General features: G+C 66.2%; 19 protein-coding genes. 12 read left to right on the top strand and 7 right to left on the bottom strand.

What is annotated here, in order from left to right; genetic code table 11:
* Positions 1–2 precede the first annotated feature (2 nt).
* The 5 genes from QJT78_RS10260 (at position 3) to QJT78_RS10240 (ending at position 5365) form a co-directional block, all read left to right on the top strand.
* Positions 3–1514 (top strand): tripartite tricarboxylate transporter permease, encoded by a 1512-nt coding sequence (locus QJT78_RS10260; protein WP_028146996.1) that lies wholly within the window; start codon positions 3–5, stop codon positions 1512–1514.
* 51 nt (positions 1515–1565) lie between these two features.
* Positions 1566–2555, top strand: coding sequence for a methylmalonyl Co-A mutase-associated GTPase MeaB (gene meaB / locus QJT78_RS10255; RefSeq protein ID WP_028146995.1), 990 nt, complete (start codon positions 1566–1568; stop codon positions 2553–2555).
* Entirely contained in the window at positions 2552–3208 is a 657-nt protein-coding gene (locus QJT78_RS10250; protein ID WP_028146994.1) for a pyroglutamyl-peptidase I, read from the top strand. Before meaB ends, QJT78_RS10250 begins: the two co-directional genes overlap by 4 nt.
* Positions 3209–3442: 234 nt before the next feature.
* Entirely contained in the window at positions 3443–4813 is a 1371-nt protein-coding gene (locus tag QJT78_RS10245) for a TIGR03808 family TAT-translocated repetitive protein (RefSeq protein ID WP_038942562.1), read from the top strand.
* A 243-nt stretch (positions 4814–5056) separates the two neighbouring features.
* Complete coding sequence (locus QJT78_RS10240) at positions 5057–5365, top strand: GIY-YIG nuclease family protein (RefSeq protein ID WP_028146992.1); 309 nt, start codon at positions 5057–5059, stop codon at positions 5363–5365.
* A 125-nt stretch (positions 5366–5490) separates the two neighbouring features.
* Here QJT78_RS10240 and QJT78_RS10235 read toward each other — a convergent pair whose 3' ends face one another.
* The 4 genes from QJT78_RS10235 to QJT78_RS10220 all read right to left on the bottom strand — a co-directional run bounded on the left by QJT78_RS10235 (position 5491) and on the right by QJT78_RS10220 (position 9690).
* Positions 5491–6192: a TIGR03809 family protein gene (locus QJT78_RS10235; protein WP_028146991.1), complete on the bottom strand. Its 702-nt coding sequence runs from the start codon at positions 6190–6192 to the stop codon at positions 5491–5493.
* A gap of 511 nt (positions 6193–6703) precedes the next feature.
* Positions 6704–8419, bottom strand: coding sequence for a S8 family serine peptidase (locus tag QJT78_RS10230; protein WP_212478881.1), 1716 nt, complete (start codon positions 8417–8419; stop codon positions 6704–6706).
* Positions 8420–8434: 15 nt separating this feature from the next.
* Entirely contained in the window at positions 8435–9124 is a 690-nt protein-coding gene (locus QJT78_RS10225) for a hypothetical protein (protein WP_028146990.1), read from the bottom strand.
* Positions 9121–9690: a sigma-70 family RNA polymerase sigma factor gene (locus QJT78_RS10220; RefSeq protein ID WP_008140099.1), complete on the bottom strand. Its 570-nt coding sequence runs from the start codon at positions 9688–9690 to the stop codon at positions 9121–9123. The genes QJT78_RS10225 and QJT78_RS10220 overlap by 4 nt, the downstream gene beginning before the upstream one ends.
* Before the next feature lie 434 nt (positions 9691–10124).
* On the opposite strand from QJT78_RS10220, the gene QJT78_RS10215 reads away from it, so the two are divergent.
* Entirely contained in the window at positions 10125–11282 is a 1158-nt protein-coding gene (locus tag QJT78_RS10215; protein ID WP_038942557.1) for a GGDEF domain-containing protein, read from the top strand.
* A 63-nt stretch (positions 11283–11345) separates the two neighbouring features.
* Positions 11346–12449, top strand: a complete 1104-nt coding sequence (locus tag QJT78_RS10210; RefSeq protein ID WP_028146988.1) for a DUF2336 domain-containing protein — start codon at positions 11346–11348, stop codon at positions 12447–12449.
* Positions 12450–12460: 11 nt separating this feature from the next.
* Here the strand turns inward: QJT78_RS10210 and QJT78_RS10205 are convergent, their stop codons facing one another.
* Positions 12461–13099: a DUF1109 domain-containing protein gene (locus tag QJT78_RS10205; protein ID WP_028146987.1), complete on the bottom strand. Its 639-nt coding sequence runs from the start codon at positions 13097–13099 to the stop codon at positions 12461–12463.
* Between the two features lie 2 nt (positions 13100–13101).
* Positions 13102–13647, bottom strand: a complete 546-nt coding sequence (locus QJT78_RS10200; RefSeq protein ID WP_028146986.1) for a sigma-70 family RNA polymerase sigma factor — start codon at positions 13645–13647, stop codon at positions 13102–13104.
* 289 nt (positions 13648–13936) lie between these two features.
* Between QJT78_RS10200 and QJT78_RS10195 the strand changes: the two genes are divergently transcribed.
* From QJT78_RS10195 to QJT78_RS10175, 5 genes are all read left to right on the top strand, one after another.
* Positions 13937–14572, top strand: a complete 636-nt coding sequence (locus QJT78_RS10195) for a hypothetical protein (protein ID WP_028146985.1) — start codon at positions 13937–13939, stop codon at positions 14570–14572.
* Between the two features lie 164 nt (positions 14573–14736).
* The gene (locus tag QJT78_RS10190) at positions 14737–15516 is read left to right on the top strand and encodes an enoyl-CoA hydratase (RefSeq protein WP_028146984.1); all 780 of its coding nucleotides are present in this window, start codon (positions 14737–14739) and stop codon (positions 15514–15516) included.
* A gap of 221 nt (positions 15517–15737) precedes the next feature.
* Entirely contained in the window at positions 15738–17135 is a 1398-nt protein-coding gene (locus tag QJT78_RS10185) for a TolC family outer membrane protein (protein ID WP_049807506.1), read from the top strand.
* 25 nt (positions 17136–17160) lie between these two features.
* On the top strand, positions 17161–17724 hold the full coding sequence (locus tag QJT78_RS10180) for a hypothetical protein (RefSeq protein WP_038942553.1): 564 nt from the start codon (positions 17161–17163) through the stop codon (positions 17722–17724).
* A 45-nt stretch (positions 17725–17769) separates the two neighbouring features.
* Positions 17770–18732 carry an amidohydrolase family protein gene (locus QJT78_RS10175; protein WP_028146981.1) on the top strand — a complete coding sequence of 321 codons (963 nt, stop codon included), beginning with the start codon at positions 17770–17772 and terminating at the stop codon, positions 18730–18732.
* Between the two features lie 20 nt (positions 18733–18752).
* Here the strand turns inward: QJT78_RS10175 and QJT78_RS10170 are convergent, their stop codons facing one another.
* Positions 18753–21869 carry a CusA/CzcA family heavy metal efflux RND transporter gene (locus QJT78_RS10170; RefSeq protein ID WP_028146980.1) on the bottom strand — a complete coding sequence of 1039 codons (3117 nt, stop codon included), beginning with the start codon at positions 21867–21869 and terminating at the stop codon, positions 18753–18755.
* Positions 21870–21881 lie beyond the last annotated feature (12 nt).

The following is a 21881-nucleotide window of genomic DNA, read 5'->3' as shown; positions in this document are numbered from 1 at the left end:
CCATGCTGAAAACCCTGATTGAAGCGTTCGCGCTGATCTCCACCTGGGAGGTCATCATCGCGATGTTCGCAGCCTCCGTGTACGGCCTCGTCATCGGCTCGCTGCCGGGTCTGTCGGCGACGATGGCGACCGCCCTGCTCGTCCCCGTCACCTTCTACCTCTCGCCGATCGCAGCGATCGCGACCATTGTCGCGGCCTCCTCGATGGCGATCTTCTCGGGCGACATCCCCGGCGCGCTGCTGCGCATTCCCGGCACCCCCGCCTCGGCCGCCTATGCCGACGAGGCCTACGCCATGACGCGCAAGGGCCAGGCTGAGCTGGCGCTGGGGGCCGGCGTGTGGTTCTCCGCCGTCGGCGGCATTGCCGGCGTGCTGTCGCTGATGATCCTGGCGCCGCCGCTCGCAGAGATCGCGCTGTCGTTCTCGACCTTCGAATATTTCTGGCTGGCGCTGCTCGGCCTGATGTGCGCCACGTTGGTCGCGCGCTCCTCGCCGGTGAAGGCGATCGCGGGCATGTTCCTCGGCCTGCTGGTGTCCTGCATCGGCATCGAAAATCCCGGCGGCGTGCCGCGCTTCACCTTCGGCATCACCGATTTGTTCGGCGGCATTGAGCCGATCCCGGCGCTGGTCGGCGTGTTCGCGGTGGCGCAGGTGATGCGCGCGATGCTGACGCCCGAGCCGCCGCCACTGCCGCGACGAAAATTCGGAAGCATCATGGCCGGCCAGTGGAAGCTGACCAAGAAGTATCACTGGCAGATGACGCGTGGAAACATCATCGGCATCATCATCGGCGTGCTGCCGGGCGCCGGCGCCGACATGGCCGCCTGGGTCTCCTACGCGATGTCGAAGCGCTTCTCCAAGGAGCCGGAGAAGTTCGGCACCGGCCACGTCGAGGGCCTGGTCGAGGCCGGCGCCAGCAACAACGCCAGCATCGCCTCGGGATGGGTGCCCTCGCTGCTGTTCGGCATTCCCGGCGACACCATCGCGGCGATCGCGATCGGCGTGCTCTACATGAAGGGCCTCAATCCCGGCCCGACGCTGTTCACCGAGAAGGCGTCGAGCATGTACGCGATCTATCTGATGTTCATCATCGCGAACATCCTGATGATCCCGCTCGGCATCGCCATGATCCGGATCGCCGCCTACATCCTGCTGGCACCGCGCTCCGCCATCATGCCGATCATCATGCTGTGCTGCGCGGTCGGCTCGTTCGCGATCGGCAACAACATGTTCGGCGTCGTCACCGTCGCCGCCTTCGGCGTCATCGGCTACGTGATGGAGGCCAACGGCTATCCGGTGGCCGCGATGGTGCTCGGCATCGTCATGGGCACCATGGTCGAGCAGGCCTTCGTGACGTCGCTGATCAAGTCCGACGGCAGCATCCTGCCGTTCTTCGAGCGACCCGTCGCGGCGATCCTCGCCGCCATGGCGATCGGCGCGCTGCTCTGGCCGGTGCTGGTGTGGGTCTGGCGCAAGGTGAAGCCGGTGCAGACGGCCGCGGCAACGACTCGGTGATATCGGGCGAGCGGCCCTCGCCTGCCCCGCCGGGGCGTTGTAAAGCAGGGCATGACTGAGAAGAAGGCCTCGCTGGACATCAAAACCCTCGCCCGCGACTTGCGCTCCGGCAGTCGCGCAGCCCTCGCCCGGGCGATCACCCTGGTGGAAAGCCGGCGCGGCGATCATCAGGCGCTGTCGCGTGAGCTGGTGCAGATGCTGCTGCCCGACACCGGCAAGGCGGTTCGGGTCGGCATCACCGGCTCGCCCGGCGTCGGTAAGTCCACCACCATCGATGTGCTCGGGACGTATCTCATCGAGCAGGGCAACAAGGTCGCGGTGCTCGCGGTCGATCCATCCTCGGCGCGCAGCGGCGGCTCGATCCTCGGCGACAAGACGCGGATGGCGCAGCTGTCGGCCTCCGACGACGCCTTCATCCGTCCCTCGCCATCGTCAGGCACGCTCGGCGGCGTTGCCGCCAAGACGCGCGAGGCCATGCTGTTGTGCGAGGCCGCCGGCTTCGACGTCGTGCTGGTCGAGACCGTTGGCATCGGCCAGTCCGAGACCGCAGTTTGTGACATGACCGACTTCTTCCTCGCACTGATGCTGCCGGGCGGCGGCGACGAGCTGCAAGGCATCAAGAAGGGCCTGGTCGAGCTCGCCGACATGATCGCGATCAACAAGGCCGACGGCGACAATCTCAAGCGCGCCAACATCACCGCCGCCGACTATCGCGGCGCGCTGCATATTTTGGCGCCGCGATCCGAGCACTGGCACCCGCCGGTCGAGACCTATTCGGCGCTGACCGGCGACGGCATCGCAAAAATTTGGCAGAAGGTTCTGGATCACCGCAAGGCGATGAACGCATCCGGCGATTTCGCCGCGCGGCGGCGCGGGCAGCAGGTGAAATGGATGTGGTCGATGCTGGAGCAGCGCATGCTGGCGCGGCTGCGCAGCGAGGCGTCGGTGCGGACCAAGGTCAGGAAGATCGAGGCTGAGGTGGCCGAAGGCCATCTCACGCCGGCACTCGCCGCCGAGCAGATTCTGGAGTTGCTGCAATGAGCGAAAAGCTCCGCATTCTCCTCACCGGCTTCGGACCGTTTCCCGGCGCGCCCTATAACCCGACCCAGCCGCTGGTGGCGCGGCTGGCGCAATTGCGCCGTCCGGCGCTCGACGATGTCGCGCTCGCGAGCCACATCTTCCCGGTCACCTATGCCGCGGTCGACCGGCAATTGCCTGATGTGCTCGCGAAGCAGACGCCCGACGCGCTGCTGATGTTCGGCCTCGCCGCGCGTACGCCTTACCTGCGCATCGAGACCCGCGCGCGCAATGCCGTCACCATGCTCTGGCCCGATGCCGCCAACACCCGTTCCAGCAAGCGCGGCATCGCCGGCCATGCGGACGCGATGACGTTCGGTCCGCACACGGCAAGACTGCTGCGCGCCGCGCGTCTCACCGGCATCGACGCGCGCGCCTCGCGCGATGCCGGCGCCTATCTCTGCAATTATCTCAGCTGGCGCGCGATCGAGAACACGAGGGCGGGCGGGCCACAGCTAGCGGCGTTCATCCACATTCCCCTGCTCGCGCGCAGCGGCGCGGTGCGCCGCAAGGGCGCGCCGCGGATTACGCTCGAGGAGCTGGTGGACGCGGGGGAAGCGATGCTGATGGAGCTGGTGGGGCTGGCGCGGAAAGCGCGGAACACGCCGGTTTCGTAGGGTGGGCAAAGGCGCGCGAGCGCCGTGCCCACCATGCATCCACACCGGTTGTAACAATGGTGGGCACGCTTCCGCCTTCGCTCTTCGAGCTACGGCGGACAAGTCGCTTAGCCCACCCTACGGCACCGTCTTTGCGGTAAACATTTAACCCTACCGCGAACAATCCTCACCGCCCCAGCCACCCTGCGCTACCTAGTCGGTCGCGGACCTCCCGCGTCCGCCGAAGGATGCGTCATGGACCTCAATCGCCGTCATCTCATCGGAGCTTCGACCGCAGGCATCGCGGGCGCCCTCGCCATGCCGGCCGACGCCGCGCGCGCGGCGCCGCTGACATCCCTGCTCGGCCGCGATGCCACGCAATACGGTGTGCGGCCCGGCAGCAGCGAGGACCAGACCCGCGTGCTCCAGCGCGCCATCGACGAAGCTGCGCGGGCACAGGTGCCGCTGGCGCTGCCACCCGGCATCTATCGCAGCGGATTGCTGCGGTTGCCGAATGGTGCCCAGCTGATCGGCGTGCGCGGCGCGACCAAGCTCGTCTTCACCGGCGGCGCTTCCGCGATCCAGAGCGACGGCTCGGACTCGATCGGCCTGACCGGCATCACCTTCGACGGCGGCGGCATTCCGCTGCCAACGCGGCGCGGACTCATCCATGTCCTCGGCGGGCGTGACGTCCGCATCACCGATTGCGAGATCACCGCCTCCGGCGGCAGCGGCATCTGGCTCGAGCAGGTGTCCGGCGACATCTCCGGCAACATCTTCACCAATATCGCGGTGACGGCGGTGGTTTCGTTCGACGCCAGAACCCTCAGCGTGTCGCGCAACACCATCATCGGCACCAACGACAACGGCATCGAGATCCTGCGCACCGCAATCGGCGACGACGGCACGCTGGTCGCTGATAACCGCATCGAGGACATCAAGGCCGGTCCCGGCGGCTCGGGCCAGTACGGCAACGCCATCAACGCGTTTCGCGCCGGCAATGTGATCGTGCGCGGCAATCGCATCAGGAACTGCGACTACTCGGCGGTGCGCGGCAATTCGGCGTCGAACATCCACATATCATGCAACAGCGTCAGCGACGTGCGCGAGGTCGCGCTCTATTCGGAGTTTTCGTTCGAGGCCGCGATTATCGCCAACAACACGGTCGATGGTGCCGCCGTCGGCGTCTCCGTCTGCAATTTCAACGAAGGCGGCCGCATCGCGGTGGTCCAGGGCAACATCATCCGCAATCTGATCCCGAAGCGACCGATCGGCACCGCCCCCGACGACGATGCCGGCGTCGGCATCTACATCGAGGCTGACAGCTCCGTGACCGGCAATGTGATCGAGAACGCGCCGTCCTACGGCATCGTCGCCGGCTGGGGCAAATATCTGCGCGACGTCGCGATCACGGGCAACGTGATCCGCAAGGCACTGGCCGGCGTCGGCGTCTCCGTGGTGTCCGGCGCTGGCACCGCGCTCGTCAACAACAACATGATCTCGGAAACCCCGCGCGGCGCCGTGGTTGGGCTCGATCACGCCCGTGCGGTGACGTCGGATCTGTCGGCGGACGGCGCGCAGCGCTTCGCGCAGCTGGTGGTCGGCGGCAATGCGGTGCGGCGGTAGCTGCGCCGTTGGCAGACGGGCCGCGCATCCTTCGAGGCTCCCCACGCGGCGCATTGCGCCACGTGTCTCGCACCTCAAGATGACGGGGCGAGAGGCGGAGCTTGGGTTCGACAACGTCACGCTGTTCGGCGACACACTCAAAAGTTGCTCCGCTAAGCATTGACAACAAGCACAGCGCCGTCATCCTGAGGTGCGAGCCGTGCGGTGCGGAGCAGCGCGCGAGGAGCCTCGAAGGATGATGTTGTGGGCATCTATGTCTACATGCTGCGGTGTGCGGACGGCTCCTTCTATATCGGGAGCGCTACCGGCGAGGACGTGTCGAGACGCGTCGACGAACACAATGCCGGTGCCTATCCGGGATACACCTATTCGAGACGGCCAGTGGTCCTGATGTGGTCGGAGTATTTCGATCGGATCACCGACGGCATTGCAGCTGAGCGACAGCTCAAGGGGTGGAGTCGCGCCAAGAAGGAGGCGCTCATTCGCTCGGATTGGGGATCGGTGAGCCAGCTTGCGCGGCGGCGGGCGGGGGCGCCGAGGTCCAAGAAGTAAGCGTCAGCGCGGCGGCAGACGGGCCGCGCATCCTTCGAGGCTCCCCACGCGGCGCATTGCGCCACGTGTCTCGCGCCTCAGGATGACGGCGCAAGAAGTCGCAGCTACCGTCTTGAATGTCCGCCTTAAAACGCGTTCCTCAGCAGCGGGTATTTCGCTTCCAGGCCGTCGAGGCTGAAGGTGAATTCGACGACGCGCTCGGGTGCGGCGACGATTTCGGCGGCGGGCGGGGCGAACTGCGGCAGGAGCGTTGCCATTGCAGCAGGCGTGGCGGGCGGCGCCTCCACGGCAGGTGCGGTGAACGCCGCGATTGCGGCAGGTGCGGCGACCGGTGACCTCACGGCGGGTGCGGTGAGCGGCGCCCGCGCCCGTGCAGCGGGAGCCTTGAGCGGCGCGACAGCGGCGGGCGCAGTGAACAATGCCACCGTAGCAGGCGTCGCTCGCGGCGCGAGCGGGGCTTCGATGATTTCGGCAAGGACCTCCGGCTTGGGCGCGAGCCTGACCGGGACGGCGGTCTCTGCGGCGATATGGACGGCCTTCGGCTGCACGGTCTGCGCCTGTTGGTCGCGCGGAAACACGCGGGGCATGGTCGCCGGCGACCAGCCGAATACGGGCGAGACACTCGCGGCCGCCGCGGCCACGTCAGTACCGGTTGCGAGCGCGCGCCAGGTCTGGACGGCGCGCTTGGCTTCCTGGATGTTTTCGAGGAATGCGATCTCGGAGTGATAGCGGCGCCAGCGTCCGGTCTCGAACATTTCGGAGAGATGTTCCAGTCGCTGCTCGGCGAGAGCGCACCAGCGTGCCGCAATGTCGCGGCCACGCGCCACGTCGCGAACAGCCTCTTGGCGATGTGTCATAAACCAGCCCGTTGGGAGAAAAATACGGACGCGACGCAACGCACACGAATCAATTTAGACGCGACATGAATATTTTGTGGAAAAGTTTTGACTTGTCCAGCAACGACACGCCGGTCGCCGTCATTCACCGTAGTCGTGCGGAGAATTGCTGTGTTTTCGAGTCAAGCTTCGCACAAGCATAACCGGCCTGCGGGGCGACTCGCGGACGCCGACAAGGGGCGCCGCCGCGTTTGCTCAACCGGAAGCTGATCGCGCCGGGCGGTTCAAGAAATCAGACGCCTGAAAAGAAAAGACCCGTCCGGGGGGACAACCGGACGGGTCGAGCCATATGGGCGCTTGGGGTGGATGGGCGCTCGCGCCTGATATGACTTATGGGGAGGGATGACCGCTCCCACATAATTTGGTCGTGGCAGCCGGCTGAACGTTCAATGCGGCGTTCGATTTCTTGGCCGTCGCACCGCGCGCAAAGTTGTCGCAGCCGCTATCGCGTCGCCGGCCTATCCGCCTGAGAAATCGTGGATTTATCGCCTGCGCTCGACAGCGAGGGTTGTTCGATCGCGCGGACGCCAGGCTCGTCGCGACGCTTCTCGGCATCTTCACGTTTTGTTGTACCCGACGCAGCCGCAACAGGCGTCGCGTTGTCGACGGGAACGGCCATCACCGCGGCAAACGCGTCGGCCTCACCGTCGCCGAAGAGATCATCACGGCCGGGTGAACCGAGGTCGCGCGCGGTCTTCGCCAGCGTCATGCGCAACGCTTCCGGCTTGAGCGTGTAATTGCGCTCGAGCAGCAACGCGGCGACGCCCGAGACATAGGCGGCCGAGAACGAGGTCCCCGAGGTCATCTGGTACTTGCCGTCCGGCGCGGGCAGGAAGATGTCGACGCCGGGCGCCGCCAGCGCGATGTAATTGCCGCGGTTGGACGCCGAGAACAGCTTGTCCTGCTGGTCGGTCGCGCTGACCGCGATCACGTTGGGATTGGCGGCCGGATAGAGCGGCGGCGATTTCGCGCCGGCATTGCCCGCGGCCGCGATCAGCACCAGCCCGCGGGCGGCGGCGGCCGCGATGGCGCGCTCGATCACGGCGTCCTTCGGACCGGCAAAGCTCATATTGACGATCTGCGCGCCGTGCTCGGCGGCGTAATTCAGCGAGCGGAGGACGATGTAGGACGAGCTCTGGGCTCCACCCGTCGAGCCGCCAAAGGCGCGGATGGCGATGATGCGCGCCTCGGGCGCGCTGCCCATCAGCTTGGCATGCGCCACGATGGCGCCGGCAATGCCGGTGCCATGGACATGCGGGCCCTCGGAGCTGCCGAGCGCATCAAAGTTGTCGGCGATGGAATGGGCGAGCTCGGGATGCTGGGCGTCGATGCCGGAGTCGATCACGGCAACCGTCACGTTGGCGCCGTGCGCCAGCGTATGCGCCTGCGGCAGCCGAAGCCTGGCCAGCACGTATTGCGCGGGATCGCCCTCGGTCGGCACCGACGATTTCTGGTCCTGGAGCACGTAGCGGAAGTTCGGCTGGACCGAACGCACGCTGCCGTCGGCGGCGAACTCCCGCCGCACCGTCTCGGAAGGCCGGCCGTCGGTGATGCGGAACAGGCCGAACGTCGCCCCGATCAGCGGGAAATTCTCGGATGAGACACGCGTCAAGCCGTGGCGACGCGCAAGCTCGTCGGCTTCGGTCGCCGACAGCGCACCGTCGATCTCGGCTACGAATTCATTGGCGAAAGTGCGCAAGTCGACGGCGGCCGGCGTGCTGTCGCCCAGCCCCTTGCCGGCGCGCTTCTTGCCCGATTTGCCCGCGCCATCGCCGCCTGCGCCAGGCTGCGCCAGGCATTCGCCGTCGGCGTCGCGATAGGGGGCGGTGCAGGCCGGGTACAGGTTCGGCGAATAGCGCGCATAGGGCAGCACCGGGGTCGGTCTCATCCGCGCCGTGGTGGTGGTACGCGGGATAGCAGGGATAGAACGCGGGCCAGGGGTGACACCGACGGCCCGGGCGCCGACACCGGGGCTGACGCGCGCGGCGATACTGGGAGAGATGGTCGGGGTGCGCGTGGGGACGCTGATCGTCGGCGTGCGCATGATGGCCTGCGCCTGCGCAACCTCGACGCCGAGACCGGCGGCGAGCAAGAGTGCAGCTCCGACCGATGAAGCGTAGGCCCCGGCTCGCGACTTACTCTCGGACTTGCGCGTCATCGGTGCAGCGGCGCCTTACGGCGCCGCGACGGCGAGGTTGACGAACTTCTCGCGCGACATCCTGCCGAGCAGCGAGGCGAGCTCGTCCCGGCTCATCGCCTTGTCGAACTGGAGACGGAACATTCCGCCCTTGGCATCGCCGATGATCGAAGCCTGGTAGCTGTCGAGCAGCGCGGTGATGTCGGCGACGCGCGCCTCGGGCGTGAAGCGCACCAGCGCGCGCGCAGGTGCAGCTCCAAGGTCGCGTGTGATCGGCGCGCCGACCGACAGCGAAGCGGTCTCGAAGGTCGCGGGCTGGGTCTTCATCAGCACGGCGCCGATGATGCCGGCCTGGAGCAGCAGCGCGATGGCACCCAGGCTCGCCGACCAGGCCAGCGTACGGGGCGACAGGCTCGAGAAGAAGGTCGCGATGCGCGCCGAGAGCGGCAGCGAACCGACCGGCCGCGCCGGCTCGGCGTCGATCGCGGCGAACAGCTTCTGCATCGCCCGCGCCGACGGAGCCCCTATGCTCTCGTTCAGATGGATGGTCTCTTCGTACTCGCCGCGGATCGCGGCATATTGCTTTGCAAGCGCCGGATCACGCGCCAGCGCTTCCTCGACGCGGCGAGCGTCACGCGCGTTCAGCGTACCGGCGGCGTGCCAGGGCAGCAGCAGTTCAATTTCACTGGGCTCTTGCTCCAGCATCTTTTTGCTCAACGCCATCATGGCCAGCCTCGCTCAACGCCGGCTGCCTTCAGCAGTTCGGCCAGTTTCTTGCGCGCATAGAACAAGCGCGTCTTCACAGTGTTCTCCGGAATACCGACGATTTCGGCCACTTCTTCCACGGATTTCTCGTGGTAGTAGACGAGATCGACGATTTCCCGGTGGTCCGGCGAGAGGCCCGTCAGACACTCCCGCAACGCTTCACTGGTATCCTTTTTCTGCACCGCGATTTCCGGATCGTCAGACGAATCCTCGATCGCGTTGGCAGCTTCGTCGTCCAACCCAACGTCCTTCCTGCGCCGGAGCGCAGACAGGGCCTTGAATCGGGTGATTGCCAGCAGCCAGGTGGAAACGGCGGATCGACCCTCGAACTTGCCGGCTTGACGCCAGACGTCGAGAAATACCTCGCTGATGAGGTCTTCCGCCGCCTGCTCGTCCCGCACGAGCCTTAGCCCGAACCTGTAGACCCTGACATGGTGCCGCCCGTACAGCACCTGCATGGCGAGCCGGTCACCTTGAGCGATCCTGGCGATCAGGACCTCGTCCGAAGCCGCCTGTGTCACGCTCAATGCCCGTCTCGCAAAGTTGGTCGGGTCGGCGCGGCGGACGGTTCGACGGGCGGGGCGAAATTCTTCAGCCTACCGCAGTCACACGGGGGTCTGTGTGATCTACCCCACATACGCGAATTTTCCTTTTGCCACCCGCGGCGGTTGGCCGGCTCGCTCGATAACGGTAACATAGTAATGATGCATTCCCTGCGCAATGCCGTCCCGCACGGACGGCCCGACATGATGGAACCATAGCAGCCCTGCACGACGTATGTCTCACCAAGCCCTGTTTTGGCTCGACCCCGTCGCCAACGATGCCTAATCGCCGGCAAATTTCCCCGCCGGCCGCTGTCACCCTGTTGCGCGCTGCACCGTTTGGATTCGATTTCGAAGGATACCAAACCTAAAGGCTTGCCGCGTAGATTTTTGGGCTGACATCCACCCTTGGCGGGACAATGGGCACGGCCGCGACGACCTTACCGGAGAGGAATGCCGCTCAGGTCGCGGATCTCGTTCTCATGCCCGACGCGGCTGCGCCCGAGGTGCGAGCGCGCCGGGTCCGGCAACGCCGGCAGATGTATGTCGGCCAGGTCGCAAGCTACTCGCTCGGCGCCTTCGTGCTGCTGATCTATGCCCATGACGGCGTCGTCCCCATGAACGTTCCGTCGCTGTTCTGGGTCGGCGGCCTGATGATCATTGGCATCTTCGTCGTGATGTCGGAAGCCGGCGTCGGCGACAGGCACAGCGACCACTATCTCACCGTCTTCCAGATCTCGGCGCACATGGCGCTGCAGTTCATCTTCCTGGTGTCGGTGCCGACCCTCGGCATCGCCTTCATCAGCGTGCTGTTCCTGATCTTCGCCTTCGGCACGCTGCGCATGACCTCGGCGCAGGCGATGTTCACCTGGGCGATCGCGACGACCTGCCTCGCGGCCGTCTTCCTCGCCTCCGACCTGCCGATCGGCATGCCAGTCGCCACGAAGCTCCAGCGGACAGCCTCGATGCTGTGCTTCGTCCTGGTGATCGGCCAGTGCGCCTTCCTCGGCCTGTTCGGCGCCACACTGCGAAAGGTCCTGTACCGGCGCAGCATCGAGCTGAAGGCCGCCTATCAGCGCATCGAGGAGCTCGCCGAGCTCGACGAGCTCACCGGCTCCTACAACCGCCGCTGCATCATGCGGCTGCTCGATGCAGAGGTCGAAAAGTCGCAGCAGGCGTCCGCACCTTGCGCCATCGCGCTGATCGACCTCGACTGGTTCAAGCGCATCAACGACGCCCACGGCCACCCCGTCGGCGACGAGGTGCTGCGCACCTTCGCCATCACCATTTTTGCAAATATCCGCCCGGCCGACTTTTTCGGCCGCTATGGCGGCGAGGAGTTCCTGCTGCTGCTGCCGGGCACCGACGGCGGCGCGGCGGGGCGCATGCTCGAGCGGCTGCGCGGCATCGTCGCCGATCTCGACTGGAGCGCATTTTCCCCCGGCATGCGGGTGACGATATCCGCGGGCGTCGTGACGCTGCGCGACAACGATACTGCCGACACGTTTCTCGCACGCGCCGACAGCGCGCTTTATTCCGCCAAGGCGCAAGGGCGCAACCGTATTGCAACGAGCTGACTAATCCATTTTCTCCTGGCTGCGCAGAAGCCGCAGCCGGACCGAACGCTCCAGGACAGGGCCATGAGATCGAAATCCGAAAAACCATCCGAGAACCTGCTTGAGGAATTGCAGACCGCGCTCTCGCACGGCACCGTCGCGCGCCGGGTCGAGGCCCTGCGCCGCGTCACGGATCTCTTCATCAACAATGCGGTGGATTATTCCGACGAGCACATCAGGGTGTTCGACGACGTGTTCCAGTGCCTGATCGAGCAGATCGAGGCCTCGGCGAGAACGCTGCTCGCCAACCGTCTCGCGCCGATCGCGGCCGCGCCGCCCAAGATCATCCGCACCCTCGCGCTCGACGAGGTGATCGAGGTCTCCGGACCCGTGCTCTCGAAATCGGAACGGCTGGACGAGGCGACCCTGATCGAGATCGCGCGCACCAGGGGCCAGGCGCATCTCAAGGCGATCTCGCTGCGGCGGGTGCTGTCGGAAGCGCTGACCGACGTGCTGGTGGCGCGCGGCAACGAAGACGTCGTGCAATCGACCGTCAGCAATCCGGGCGCGCGGCTCTCCGAGGGAAGTCTCACCGACCTCGTCACGCGCGCCGAACGCGACGATGACCTCGCCACCTGCATCGGCCTGCGGCCCGACCTGCCGCGCCATCACTACCTGAAGCTGATCGCCAGGGCGTCGCTGAGCGTGCGCAGGAAGCTCGAGGCCGCGCATCCGGAGCTCGCGGACGAAGTGTCCAGCGTGGTCCAGGAAGCGACCCAGCGGGTCCGCGCCGCCGCCATGACCAGGCAGACCGAAATGGCGCGCGCGCTGGTGAGATCGCTGCACGAGGACGGTCGTCTCAACGAGTTCCAGGTCACCAGCTTCGCCGAGCAGGGCAAGTTCGACGAGACCAATGCGGGGCTCGCAGCGCTCGCGGGCGTCGCGGTCGAGACCGCCGAGAACATGATGATCGAGAGCCGCAACGAGGGCGTGATGGTCCTCGCCAAGGTCGCGGGCATGCAATGGTCGAGCGTCCGCGCGATCATCGCCATGCGCGAAAAGCTCTCGGGCGGCTCGAAGACCGACATGCTGACGCTGCGCGATGCCTACGAGGCCCTGCGCTCATCGACCGCGCAGCAGGTGCTGCGCTTCCACCGCATGCAGCAGGGCACGACGCCGGTGGCGTGAGGCCGCCGCCGCTAGTAGCGCAAAACTTTCGAACCCGCGTAGGCGCCGATCGCGGTCACGAGCGCCGTCGCGATCGTGTACCAGGTCGCGACGAACAGCGGCGAGTCGTCGGTGCAGTGCGAGGCGTAGAGCGTTGCGGCAAGGCCGGCCGACAGCAGGCCGGCGAGCGCGCCGGCGAGTGCAGGATGCGACGGCGCGCCGTGGCGCAGGCCGAACAGCGCGCCCGCAAGCAGCGGCAGCGACATCGCGGGGATCGCGAGCATGCACACCCGGGAGTTCTTGCCTACCAGCCGCATCGTCATAGGCATCGCCGGGGCCATCATGGTCTCGCTGCCGATCGCAACCGCAAGCAGGCCGACGGGAAGCAGCAGCAGCCAGCCCCAGCCACGCATCAAGGCCTCGGGCCGTGACAGATGCAGGCTGACGATGATCGCGGGGATCGCAAGCGACAGCGTGACCGCGAACTTCGTGTCGAAGAACGGATTATGCATCGCGGTCATCACGTCGGGCCGCACGCCAAGGAAGCTGGCGAAGATCAGGATCGAGAACGGCGCCGCCACCAGCAGCGCCATCGTCAGCATGGCGCCGACGCGCGGCGCGCGATGGGCGTTGTCGGCCGCGAGCGAGCGAATGAGTTGATCGGTATCCATGACTAGTGGTCCCGCAGTTTGGCAGTCAGCGCCGCAAGTCCGCGATGTAGCGCGACCCGCACCGCACCTTCGCTCATCGAAAACTTTGACGCCGTGTCCTTGATCGAAGCGCTGTCGACGGCGATCGACTGCAGCACGTCGCGCTGGCGCTGCGGCAGCGTGTCGAGCTGCGTTGCGACCTCGGCCGCCGAGGCCGTCTCCTGCGGAGCCTCGCCCGGCAGCGTCTCGGCGAAATCGTCGATGTTGACGAAGACCCGCCGGCCCCGCCGCCGGAGCGCATCGATCAGCTTGTTGCGCCCGATCGCAAACAGCCACGGGGCGAAGGGGGCTTCGCTGTCCCAGGTGTGCCGTTTCAGATGCACCGCCAACAAAATCTCCTGCACGATATCCTCGGCCTGGTCGGGAGGCTGCCCGGCCCGCGCCAGACCCCGCCTCGCGGCAGCGCGCAGCACAGGCGTGACCGCCTTCAACAGGCGATGATACGCCGCATCATCGCCTGCCATGGCCGACCGCATCAGGCCGGTCCACTCGTCCTCACGTCCGCGCACGCGCCCTCACCATGCAATTCGGCAGCTCTTTCAGTTTGTTACGCCGGCACCAGAAAGATCACGGCTTCGTGATCTGCGCCGTGCCTCGCCACGCGATGCAACCGTAGAAACCCGCGACGGCTCATAACACCGATCGGTCCCGTCCGCATCCGGCGGCCGGTCGCGAGGCGGCGGTTTGCCCCGCTTTTGCCCGGGATAGCCCGAAGATTCCCATTTTTTGCCCCGCTGTGGTCACGCCCCAGGGGCTCTGTTCAGTCCCGGGACAGGCGGAATTGGGGAGATCGTCAACATGATGAAAGCCAGCGGGCGCGCCGCACTGATTCTTCTTGCCGGCCTTTTCGTGCTGGTCGGAGCCGCTGCACAGGCGGCGCCGAGTTCGGCCGCAAGCAGCCAATCGGACAGCGCGAGCAACCAGGCCGAGGCAGTCAAGCCGAGCAAGCAGCGGCGCCATGCATCGCGCCACCGCGACAGCGGCAAGACGGCACAGAAATCCGACGACAAGGCCGACAAGAAGGACGGCGCGGCAAAGGTCGAAAACGACGTGCCGGCCTTGAGCCGGATGCCGCCGGCAGTCGCCAACGCCAACGCGCAGATCGCCGCAGGCGATACGCCGACGGCTGCCGCGGCCTCCGCGATGACCGGCCGCGCCAACGACAACGTTCAGGCTGCAGCCGATAATACCACCGCGCCGAATGACGAGGCTCAGGTGGTGGCGCCCGATCAGCTCAACGACATCGACCGCGCCCTGCAACAGGACCCGCCGGCACAGAAGGCAGTGATCGCCGCAACCGAGGCGCGGCCGGCGCCGGTGATGGCGAGCAGCCACAGCTCGGCCTGGGACCAGAGCTCGCTGATCGGCAAGATCTTCATCGGCGTCGGCACGCTGCTGACGCTGGCCTCTGCCGCACGCATGTTCTTCGCTTGATGCTTGGCCTGTTTTTTGGCCTGATTTTGGGGTGAGGGACCTCGTCCGGAACGCGCGTCTCGCCGCGCGTTCTGGGCGGCCTCGTTCCGACAGCTTTTCGGCCCCCTTGAAGCCCACCGCGCCAGCGGGCACATTGCCCGCCCAATCAAAAGCGTGGGTGGAGCATGAGCACGTTCGAACACATCATCGTCGAGAGCAAGGGCGCGGTCGGCATCATCAAGCTGAACCGGCCGAAGATGCTCAATGCGCTCTCCTTCGGCGTCTTCCGCGAGATCGCCGCGGCCGTCGACGATCTCGAGGCCGATGACGCCATCGGCTGCATCGTCGTCACCGGCAGCGAGAAGGCCTTTGCCGCCGGCGCCGACATCAAGGAGATGCAGCCGAAAGGCTTCATCGATATGTTCTCCGAGGATTTCGCCGCGATCGGCGGCGACCGCGTCGCGCGCTGCCGCAAGCCGACCATCGCCGCGGTCGCGGGCTATGCGCTCGGCGGCGGCTGCGAACTCGCCATGATGTGCGACTTCATCATCGCCGCCGACACCGCCAAATTCGGCCAGCCCGAAATCACGCTCGGCACCATTCCCGGCATCGGCGGCACCCAGCGCCTGACCCGCGCGATCGGCAAGTCGAAGGCGATGGACCTCTGCCTCACCGGCCGCATGATGGATGCGGCGGAAGCGGAGCGCTCAGGCCTCGTCAGCCGCATCGTGCCCGCCGACAAGCTCACAGACGAGGTCATGGAAGCCGCCGAGAAGATCGCATCGATGTCGCGGCCCGCCGTCGCCATGGCCAAGGAAGCGGTCAACCGCGCCTTCGAGACCACGCTCGCCGAAGGCATGAGCGTCGAGCGCAACCTGTTTCACGCGACCTTCGCGCTGGAGGACCGCTCCGAGGGCATGGCGGCGTTCATCGAGAAGCGCAAGCCGGTGAACAAGAACCGGTAATGCCCGCGAGCGGTCAGGCTGGTGTAAGGCTTCGCCGCTCTGGTGCAGAAACCCTGTGACGCACCTGCAACAAGCACGGAATAGATGGGGGTTTCCCCCGCGGCAGTTTGCCTGCGGGACCCCGGCTGGTTAAACAGTTAAGAGGCCACCGTCGGCGGGGGCGGACAGCCGGGGTTTAGCGGGATTACATGATTGGGCGTGCCGCCAGAGTTGGTTGCGTGATGACGCGACATCGATCGGGCGTGGGTCCTGTGCTTGCGACATGGACCGCGCTGGCGCTCTGTTGCGCCCTGCCCTCCACCGCATGGGCGGAAGCCCTGCCGGAAGCGCTCGCCAAGGCCTACCAGACCAACCCGCAGCTCAATGCCGAGCGCGCGCGGCAACGCGCCACGGATGAAAACGTGCCGCAGGCGCTCGCCGGCTACCGGCCGCAGATCGTGGCAAGCCTCAGCGCCGGCCTGCAATCGGTGCGCAATTTGCTGCCCGACAACACGATCCAGACCGCCAATCTGAAGCCGTGGATCATCGGCGTCACCGTGACGCAGACCCTGTTCAACGGGTTCCGCACCGCCAACAGCGTCCGCGCCGCGGAACTCCAGGTGCAGTCCGGCCGCGAGGCCCTGCGCAATGTCGGCCAGGGCGTGCTGCTCGACGCGGTCACCGCCTACACCAACGTGCTCGCCAACCAGTCACTGGTCGAGGCGCAACGCTCCAACGTCGCGTTCCTGCGCGAGACGCTCGCCGTCACCCAGCGCCGCCTCAACGCCGGCGACGTTACGCCGACCGACAGCGCCCAGGCTGAGGCGCGGCTCAACCGGGGACTCGCCGATCTCAACGCCGCGGAAGTCGCACTGGCGGTGAGCCAGGCGGTCTACGCGCAGGTGATCGGCAATGCGCCAACGCAGCTTCGGCCCGCCGAAGTCGTCGACCGCTATCTGCCGAAGAGCCGCGAGGATGCGCTGACGATGGCGATCCGCCAGCATCCAGCGGTGATGGCGGCGGGCTTCGACGTCGATGTTGCCTCGACCAACATCCGCATCGCCGAGGGCGCGCTGCTGCCGAGCGCCAGTCTTCAGGGCAGCGCCAGCAAGAGCCGCAGCAACGACCCGACGCTGAGCACCATCGCCGAAGACCAGGCCTCGATCGTCGCCAACGTCACCGCGCCGATCTACGACGGCGGCCAGGCCGCCGCGCAGACCCGGCAGGCCAAGGAGATCACGGCGCAGAGCCGGCTCGTGCTCGATCAGGTCCGCAACCAGGCGCGCACGGCGGCGACCAGCGCCTGGGTCGCCAATGAGGGCGCCAAGATCACGGTCTCCGCGTCCGAGTCGGAGGTGAAGGCGGCGACCGTCGCGCTCCAGGGCGTGCAGCGCGAGGCCGCCGGCGGGCAGCGCACGACGGTGGACGTGCTGAACTCGCAGGCCGATCTGATCCAGGCCAAGGCCCGCCTGATCGGCGCCCTGCGCGACCGCGTGATCGCCTCCTACACGCTGCTCAGTGCGGTCGGCCATCTCGACGTCAAGACGCTGAGCCTCAACACGCCGGACTATCTGCCCGAGGTGCATTACCAGCAGGTCCGCGACGCCTGGCACGGCCTGCGCACGCCGTCGGGGCAGTAGTTTCAAATCGTCTGGCCTGATGCCGATGAAGAGCCGCCGCATCAATCTGATGGGAGCTTCGGGCTCCGGCGTGACGACGATCGGTCGCGCGCTCGCCGGTCGGCTTGCGCTGCCGCATCACGACAGCGACGATTATTTCTGGCTGCCGACCGTGCCGCCCTACCAGACGACGCGCCCCGCCGCCGAGCGCCTGCGCCTGATGCGCGAGATGTTTCTGCCGCGCCGCGACTGGGTGCTGAGCGGAACCGTCACCGGCCGGGGCGACGAGCTCGTCCCGTTGTTCGATCTTGTCGTCTTTGTGACGACGCCGCGCGAGCTTCGCTTGCAGCGCCTGCGTGGCCGCGAGGCTACGCATTTCGGAGCTGATGCCGTCGCACAGGGCGGCTGGCGTCACGAGGAGACGGAGTCGTTCGTCGAATGGGCCTCGCGCTACGAAGCCGGCGATCGCGAGGGCCGCAGTCTCACAAAAGATGAAGCCTGGCTCGCGGGCCTGCCCTGCCCGGTCGTGCGCGTCGACGGCTCACGCCCGCTTGCGGATCTTGTCGAGCAGCTATGCAGCGAAGCGGAGCGGGTTACCGGGCTGATGTGATACTGTTTCGGTCCCACCTCCAAATAACGAAGCAGGGAGACAACCATGCTCAACCGACGCAGCGTCCTGCTTGCCTCCCTTGCCGCCGGAGTAGCCATGACCAACAAAGCTCACGCCCGTGCGGCGCAGCCCGCGACGCCGGTCGATTTCGACGTTCCGGCCCTTGCCTGCGATTGCCACACGCACATCCACGGTGACGTCGAGAAGTTTCCGTTCTTCGCGGGGCGCGTCTATACGCCGGAACCGGCAAGCCCCGAGGAAATGGCGGCGCTGCACAAGGCGCTGCATATCGAGCGCGTGGTGATCGTGACGCCGAGCGTCTATGGCACCGACAATTCCTCCACCTTGTTCGGCATGAAGGCGCGCGGCGCGAGAGCGCGCGGGGTCGCCGTGATCGACGACAAGACGACGGAGGCTCAGCTCGACGCGATGCAGGCGGACGGTTTTCGTGGCAGTCGTATCAATCTCGCTACCGGCGGCGTCAGCGATCCGAATGTCGGCCGCGCGCGTTTCACGGCCGCCGTCGAGCGCATGAAGGCACGCGGCTGGCACGTGCAGCTCTACACCACGCTGCCGATGATCTCTGCGATCAAGGAGCTCGTGCTGGCTTCGCCCGTGCCTGCCGTGTTCGACCATTTCGGCGGCCTCGAGGCGTCGCTCGGACTGGAGCAGCCGGGATTCTCCGACCTGGTCGCGCTCGTCAAATCCGGCAAGGCCTATGTGAAGATCTCGGGAGCCTATCGCTCGTCGAACCTCGCGCCCGACTATCAGGACATGGTGCCCTATGCCCGCGCGCTGATCGCGGCGAACCCGGACCGCATCGTCTGGGGCACCGACTGGCCGCATCCGGATTCCAGCCGCGTCGAGGGACGCAAGCCCACCGACATCGCGCCGCTCTATCAGATCGACGACGGCCGGCTGCTCAACCAACTTCCGGTGTGGGCGCCGGATGCGGAGGTGCGCAAGAAGATCCTGGTCGACAATCCGGCGCGTCTCTACGGATTCTGAGGCGCGGCGGCTGCGCGCGATCAGCGCGCGCGGCGGGAGAAGAAGGAAATCAGGACCGGCAAGGTCACCAGGATCACGACCGGCGCGAGCATCATGCCTGTGACGACGACGACGGCGAGCGGCTTCTGCACCTGCGAGCCGATGCCTTCCGACAGCGCCGCCGGCAGCAGGCCGACGCCGGCAACGACGCAGGTCATCAACACCGGCCGGAGCTGCAATTCGCCGGTGCGTATCACCGCGCTCATGCGGTCCATGCCCTCTTCGATCAGCTGATTGAACTGCGACAGGATGATGATGCCGTCCATGACCGCGATGCCGAACAGCGCGATGAATCCGATCGCGGCGGAGACGCTGAACGCAGTGCCGGTGATCAACAGCCCGAGCACGCCGCCGAAGATCGCCATCGGGATCACGCTCATGGCAAGCAGCGTGTCAGTCATCGAGCCGAAATTGAACCAGAGCAGCACGCCGATCAACGTCAGCGAGATCGGCACCACGATCGACAGCCGGCGGATGGCGTCCTGGAGATTGCCGAACTCGCCGACCCAGTCCATGTGCGAGCCGGGCGGCAGCTGCACCTGCTCGGCGACCTTCTGTTGCGCCTCGCGGATCGCGCTGCCGAGGTCGCGCTCGCGCACCGAGAACTTGATCGGCAGATAGCGTTCCTGCTGCTCGCGATAGATGTAGGCGGCACCGGAGACGAGGCTGATGGTGGCGACCTCGCTCAGGGGAATCTGCGTGACGGTGCCGTTGGGGCCAGGCGCGCCGATGCGCAAATTCTGGATCGCCTCGGCGCTCCTGCGATATTCCGGCGCGAGGCGGACGATGATCGGGAAGTGACGATCGGAGCCCGGCTCGTAGAGATCCCCAGCCGTATCGCCGCCGATCGCGACCTTGATGGTGGCGTTGATGTCGCCGGGCGCGAGCCCATAGCGCGCGGCCTTGGCACGGTCGATGTCAATCTGAATGGTCGGCTGCCCGAGCGAGGTGAACACCGCGAGGTCGGTGACGCCCTGCACCGTCGCCAGCACCGACTTGATCTTGTTGGCGGTGTCGGTGAGCGCCTGGAGATCGCTGCCGAACAGCTTGATCGAGTTCTCGCCCTTCACGCCCGAGACCGCTTCGGAGACGTTGTCCTGGAGATATTGCGAGAAGTTGAATTCGACGCCGGGGAAGCGGTCGTCGAGCTGCTTCAACAGCTGCGCGGTCAACTCTTCCTTGTCGTGCGTTCCCGGCCATTGGCTCGCGGGCTTGAGGGGGGCGAAGAACTCGGCGTTGAAGAAGCCGGCCGCGTCGGTGCCGTCATCGGGGCGGCCATGCTGCGACACCACGGATTCCACCTCGGGCCGAGCGCGGATCAGCTTGCGCATCTCGTTGACGTAGGTGTTGCCTTCCTGGAGCGAGATGGTCGGCGGCAGCGTGGCGCGGATCCAGAGATTGCCCTCTTCCAGCTTGGGCAGGAATTCCAGGCCGAGCAGCCGGCTGAGCGCTACCGTCATCAGCACGAGACCGACGGCGCCGCCAAGCATGATGCCGCGGTTGGCGACGGCCCAATTCAGCACCGGCATGTAGATCCGGTGCAGGATCCGCATGACCCTCGTCTCGGTCTCCTCGACATGCGCGGGCAGGATGATCGCGGACAGCGCCGGGGTCACCGTGAAGGTCGCGAGCAGCCCGCCGGCGAGCGCATAGGCATAGGTGCGCGCCATCGGTCCGAAGATATTGCCCTCGACGCCGGACAGCGTGAACAGTGGCAGGAACGCCGCGATGATGATGGCGGCGGCAAAGAAGATCGAGCGGGAAACGTCGGCGGCGGCGCTGAGGATGGCGTGGCTCTTCATACCGAACAGCGTCTCGGGCGACATCTGCTCGGATTCCGACACCGGCGTCGTCTGCGTCAGGCGGCGGAAGATCGCTTCCACCATGATCACGGTGGCGTCGACGATGAGGCCGAAATCGATCGCGCCGACCGACAGCAGATTCGCGGATTCCCCGCGCAGCACCAGGATGATCACGGCGAAGAACAGCGCGAACGGAATGGTGGCGCCGACGATCAGCGCGCTGCGGAGATCGCCGAGGAAGATCCACTGCAACAGCACGATGAGCAGGATGCCGACCACCATGTTGTGCAGCACGGTGTGGGTGGTGAGGTCGATCAGGTCCCCGCGATCGTAGATGCGCTCGATACGCACGCCGGGCGGCAGGATGCTGGACTCGTTGATGGTTTGAACGAGCTGGTGGACGCGCTTGATGGTTGGCGAGCTCTGCTCACCGCGGCGCATCAGGACGATGCCCTGCACGATGTCGTCGGAATCGTCGAGGCCGGCAATGCCGAGACGGGGTTTTTGACCGACGGTGACGGTGGCGACGTCCTTGACCAGCACCGGATTGCCGTTGGTCTGCGAGACCATGGTGTTGGCGAGGTCGTCGATGGAACGGATCAGGCCGACGCCGCGTACCACGGCCGATTGCTGGCCGATATTGACGGTGTTGCCGCCGACATTGACGTTGGAATTGCTGACCGCCTGGAGCAATTGCGGCAGCGTCAGGCCGTTGGCGACGAGCTTGTTGAAGTCGACCTGGAGCTCGTAGGTCTTGCTCTTGCCGCCCCAGCCGGTGACGTCGATGACGCCGGGCACGGCGCGGAAGCGGCGCTGCAGGATCCAGTCCTGGATGGTCTTGAGGTCGAGCACGCTGTAGTTCGGCGGACCGACGAGGCGGTAGCGGAAGATTTCGCCGATCGGGCTGAGCGGCGAGATCTGCGGCTGCACATTGCCCGGCAACGGCGCAAGCTGCGCCAGGCGGTTCAAGACCTGCTGCTGCGCCTCGTCATAGGTGTAGGCGAAGGAGAACTGCAGTTTGATGTCGGAGAGGCCGTAGAGCGAGATGGTGCGGATCGTCGTGAGGTTCTTCAGACCTGCGACCTGGGTCTCGATCGGAATCGTGATGTAGCGCTCGATCTCCTCCGCCGACAGGCCCGGACTCTGCGTCACGATGTCGACCATCGGCGGCGTCGGATCGGGATAGGCCTCGATGTTGAGCTGGTTGAACGCGATCACGCCGCCGATCAGCACGGCGACGAACATCCCGACCATCAGGAAGCGCCGGTTGACGGCAAGGGCGACGAGACGATCCATTCAGGTCTTCAA

The organism is Bradyrhizobium sp. Mp27 (genome assembly GCF_029953005.1).
Lineage (GTDB): Bacteria > Pseudomonadota > Alphaproteobacteria > Rhizobiales > Xanthobacteraceae > Bradyrhizobium > Bradyrhizobium barranii.
The sequence above is the reverse complement of the archived record's forward strand: the minus strand, read 5'-3'. Positions and strand labels throughout refer to the sequence as shown.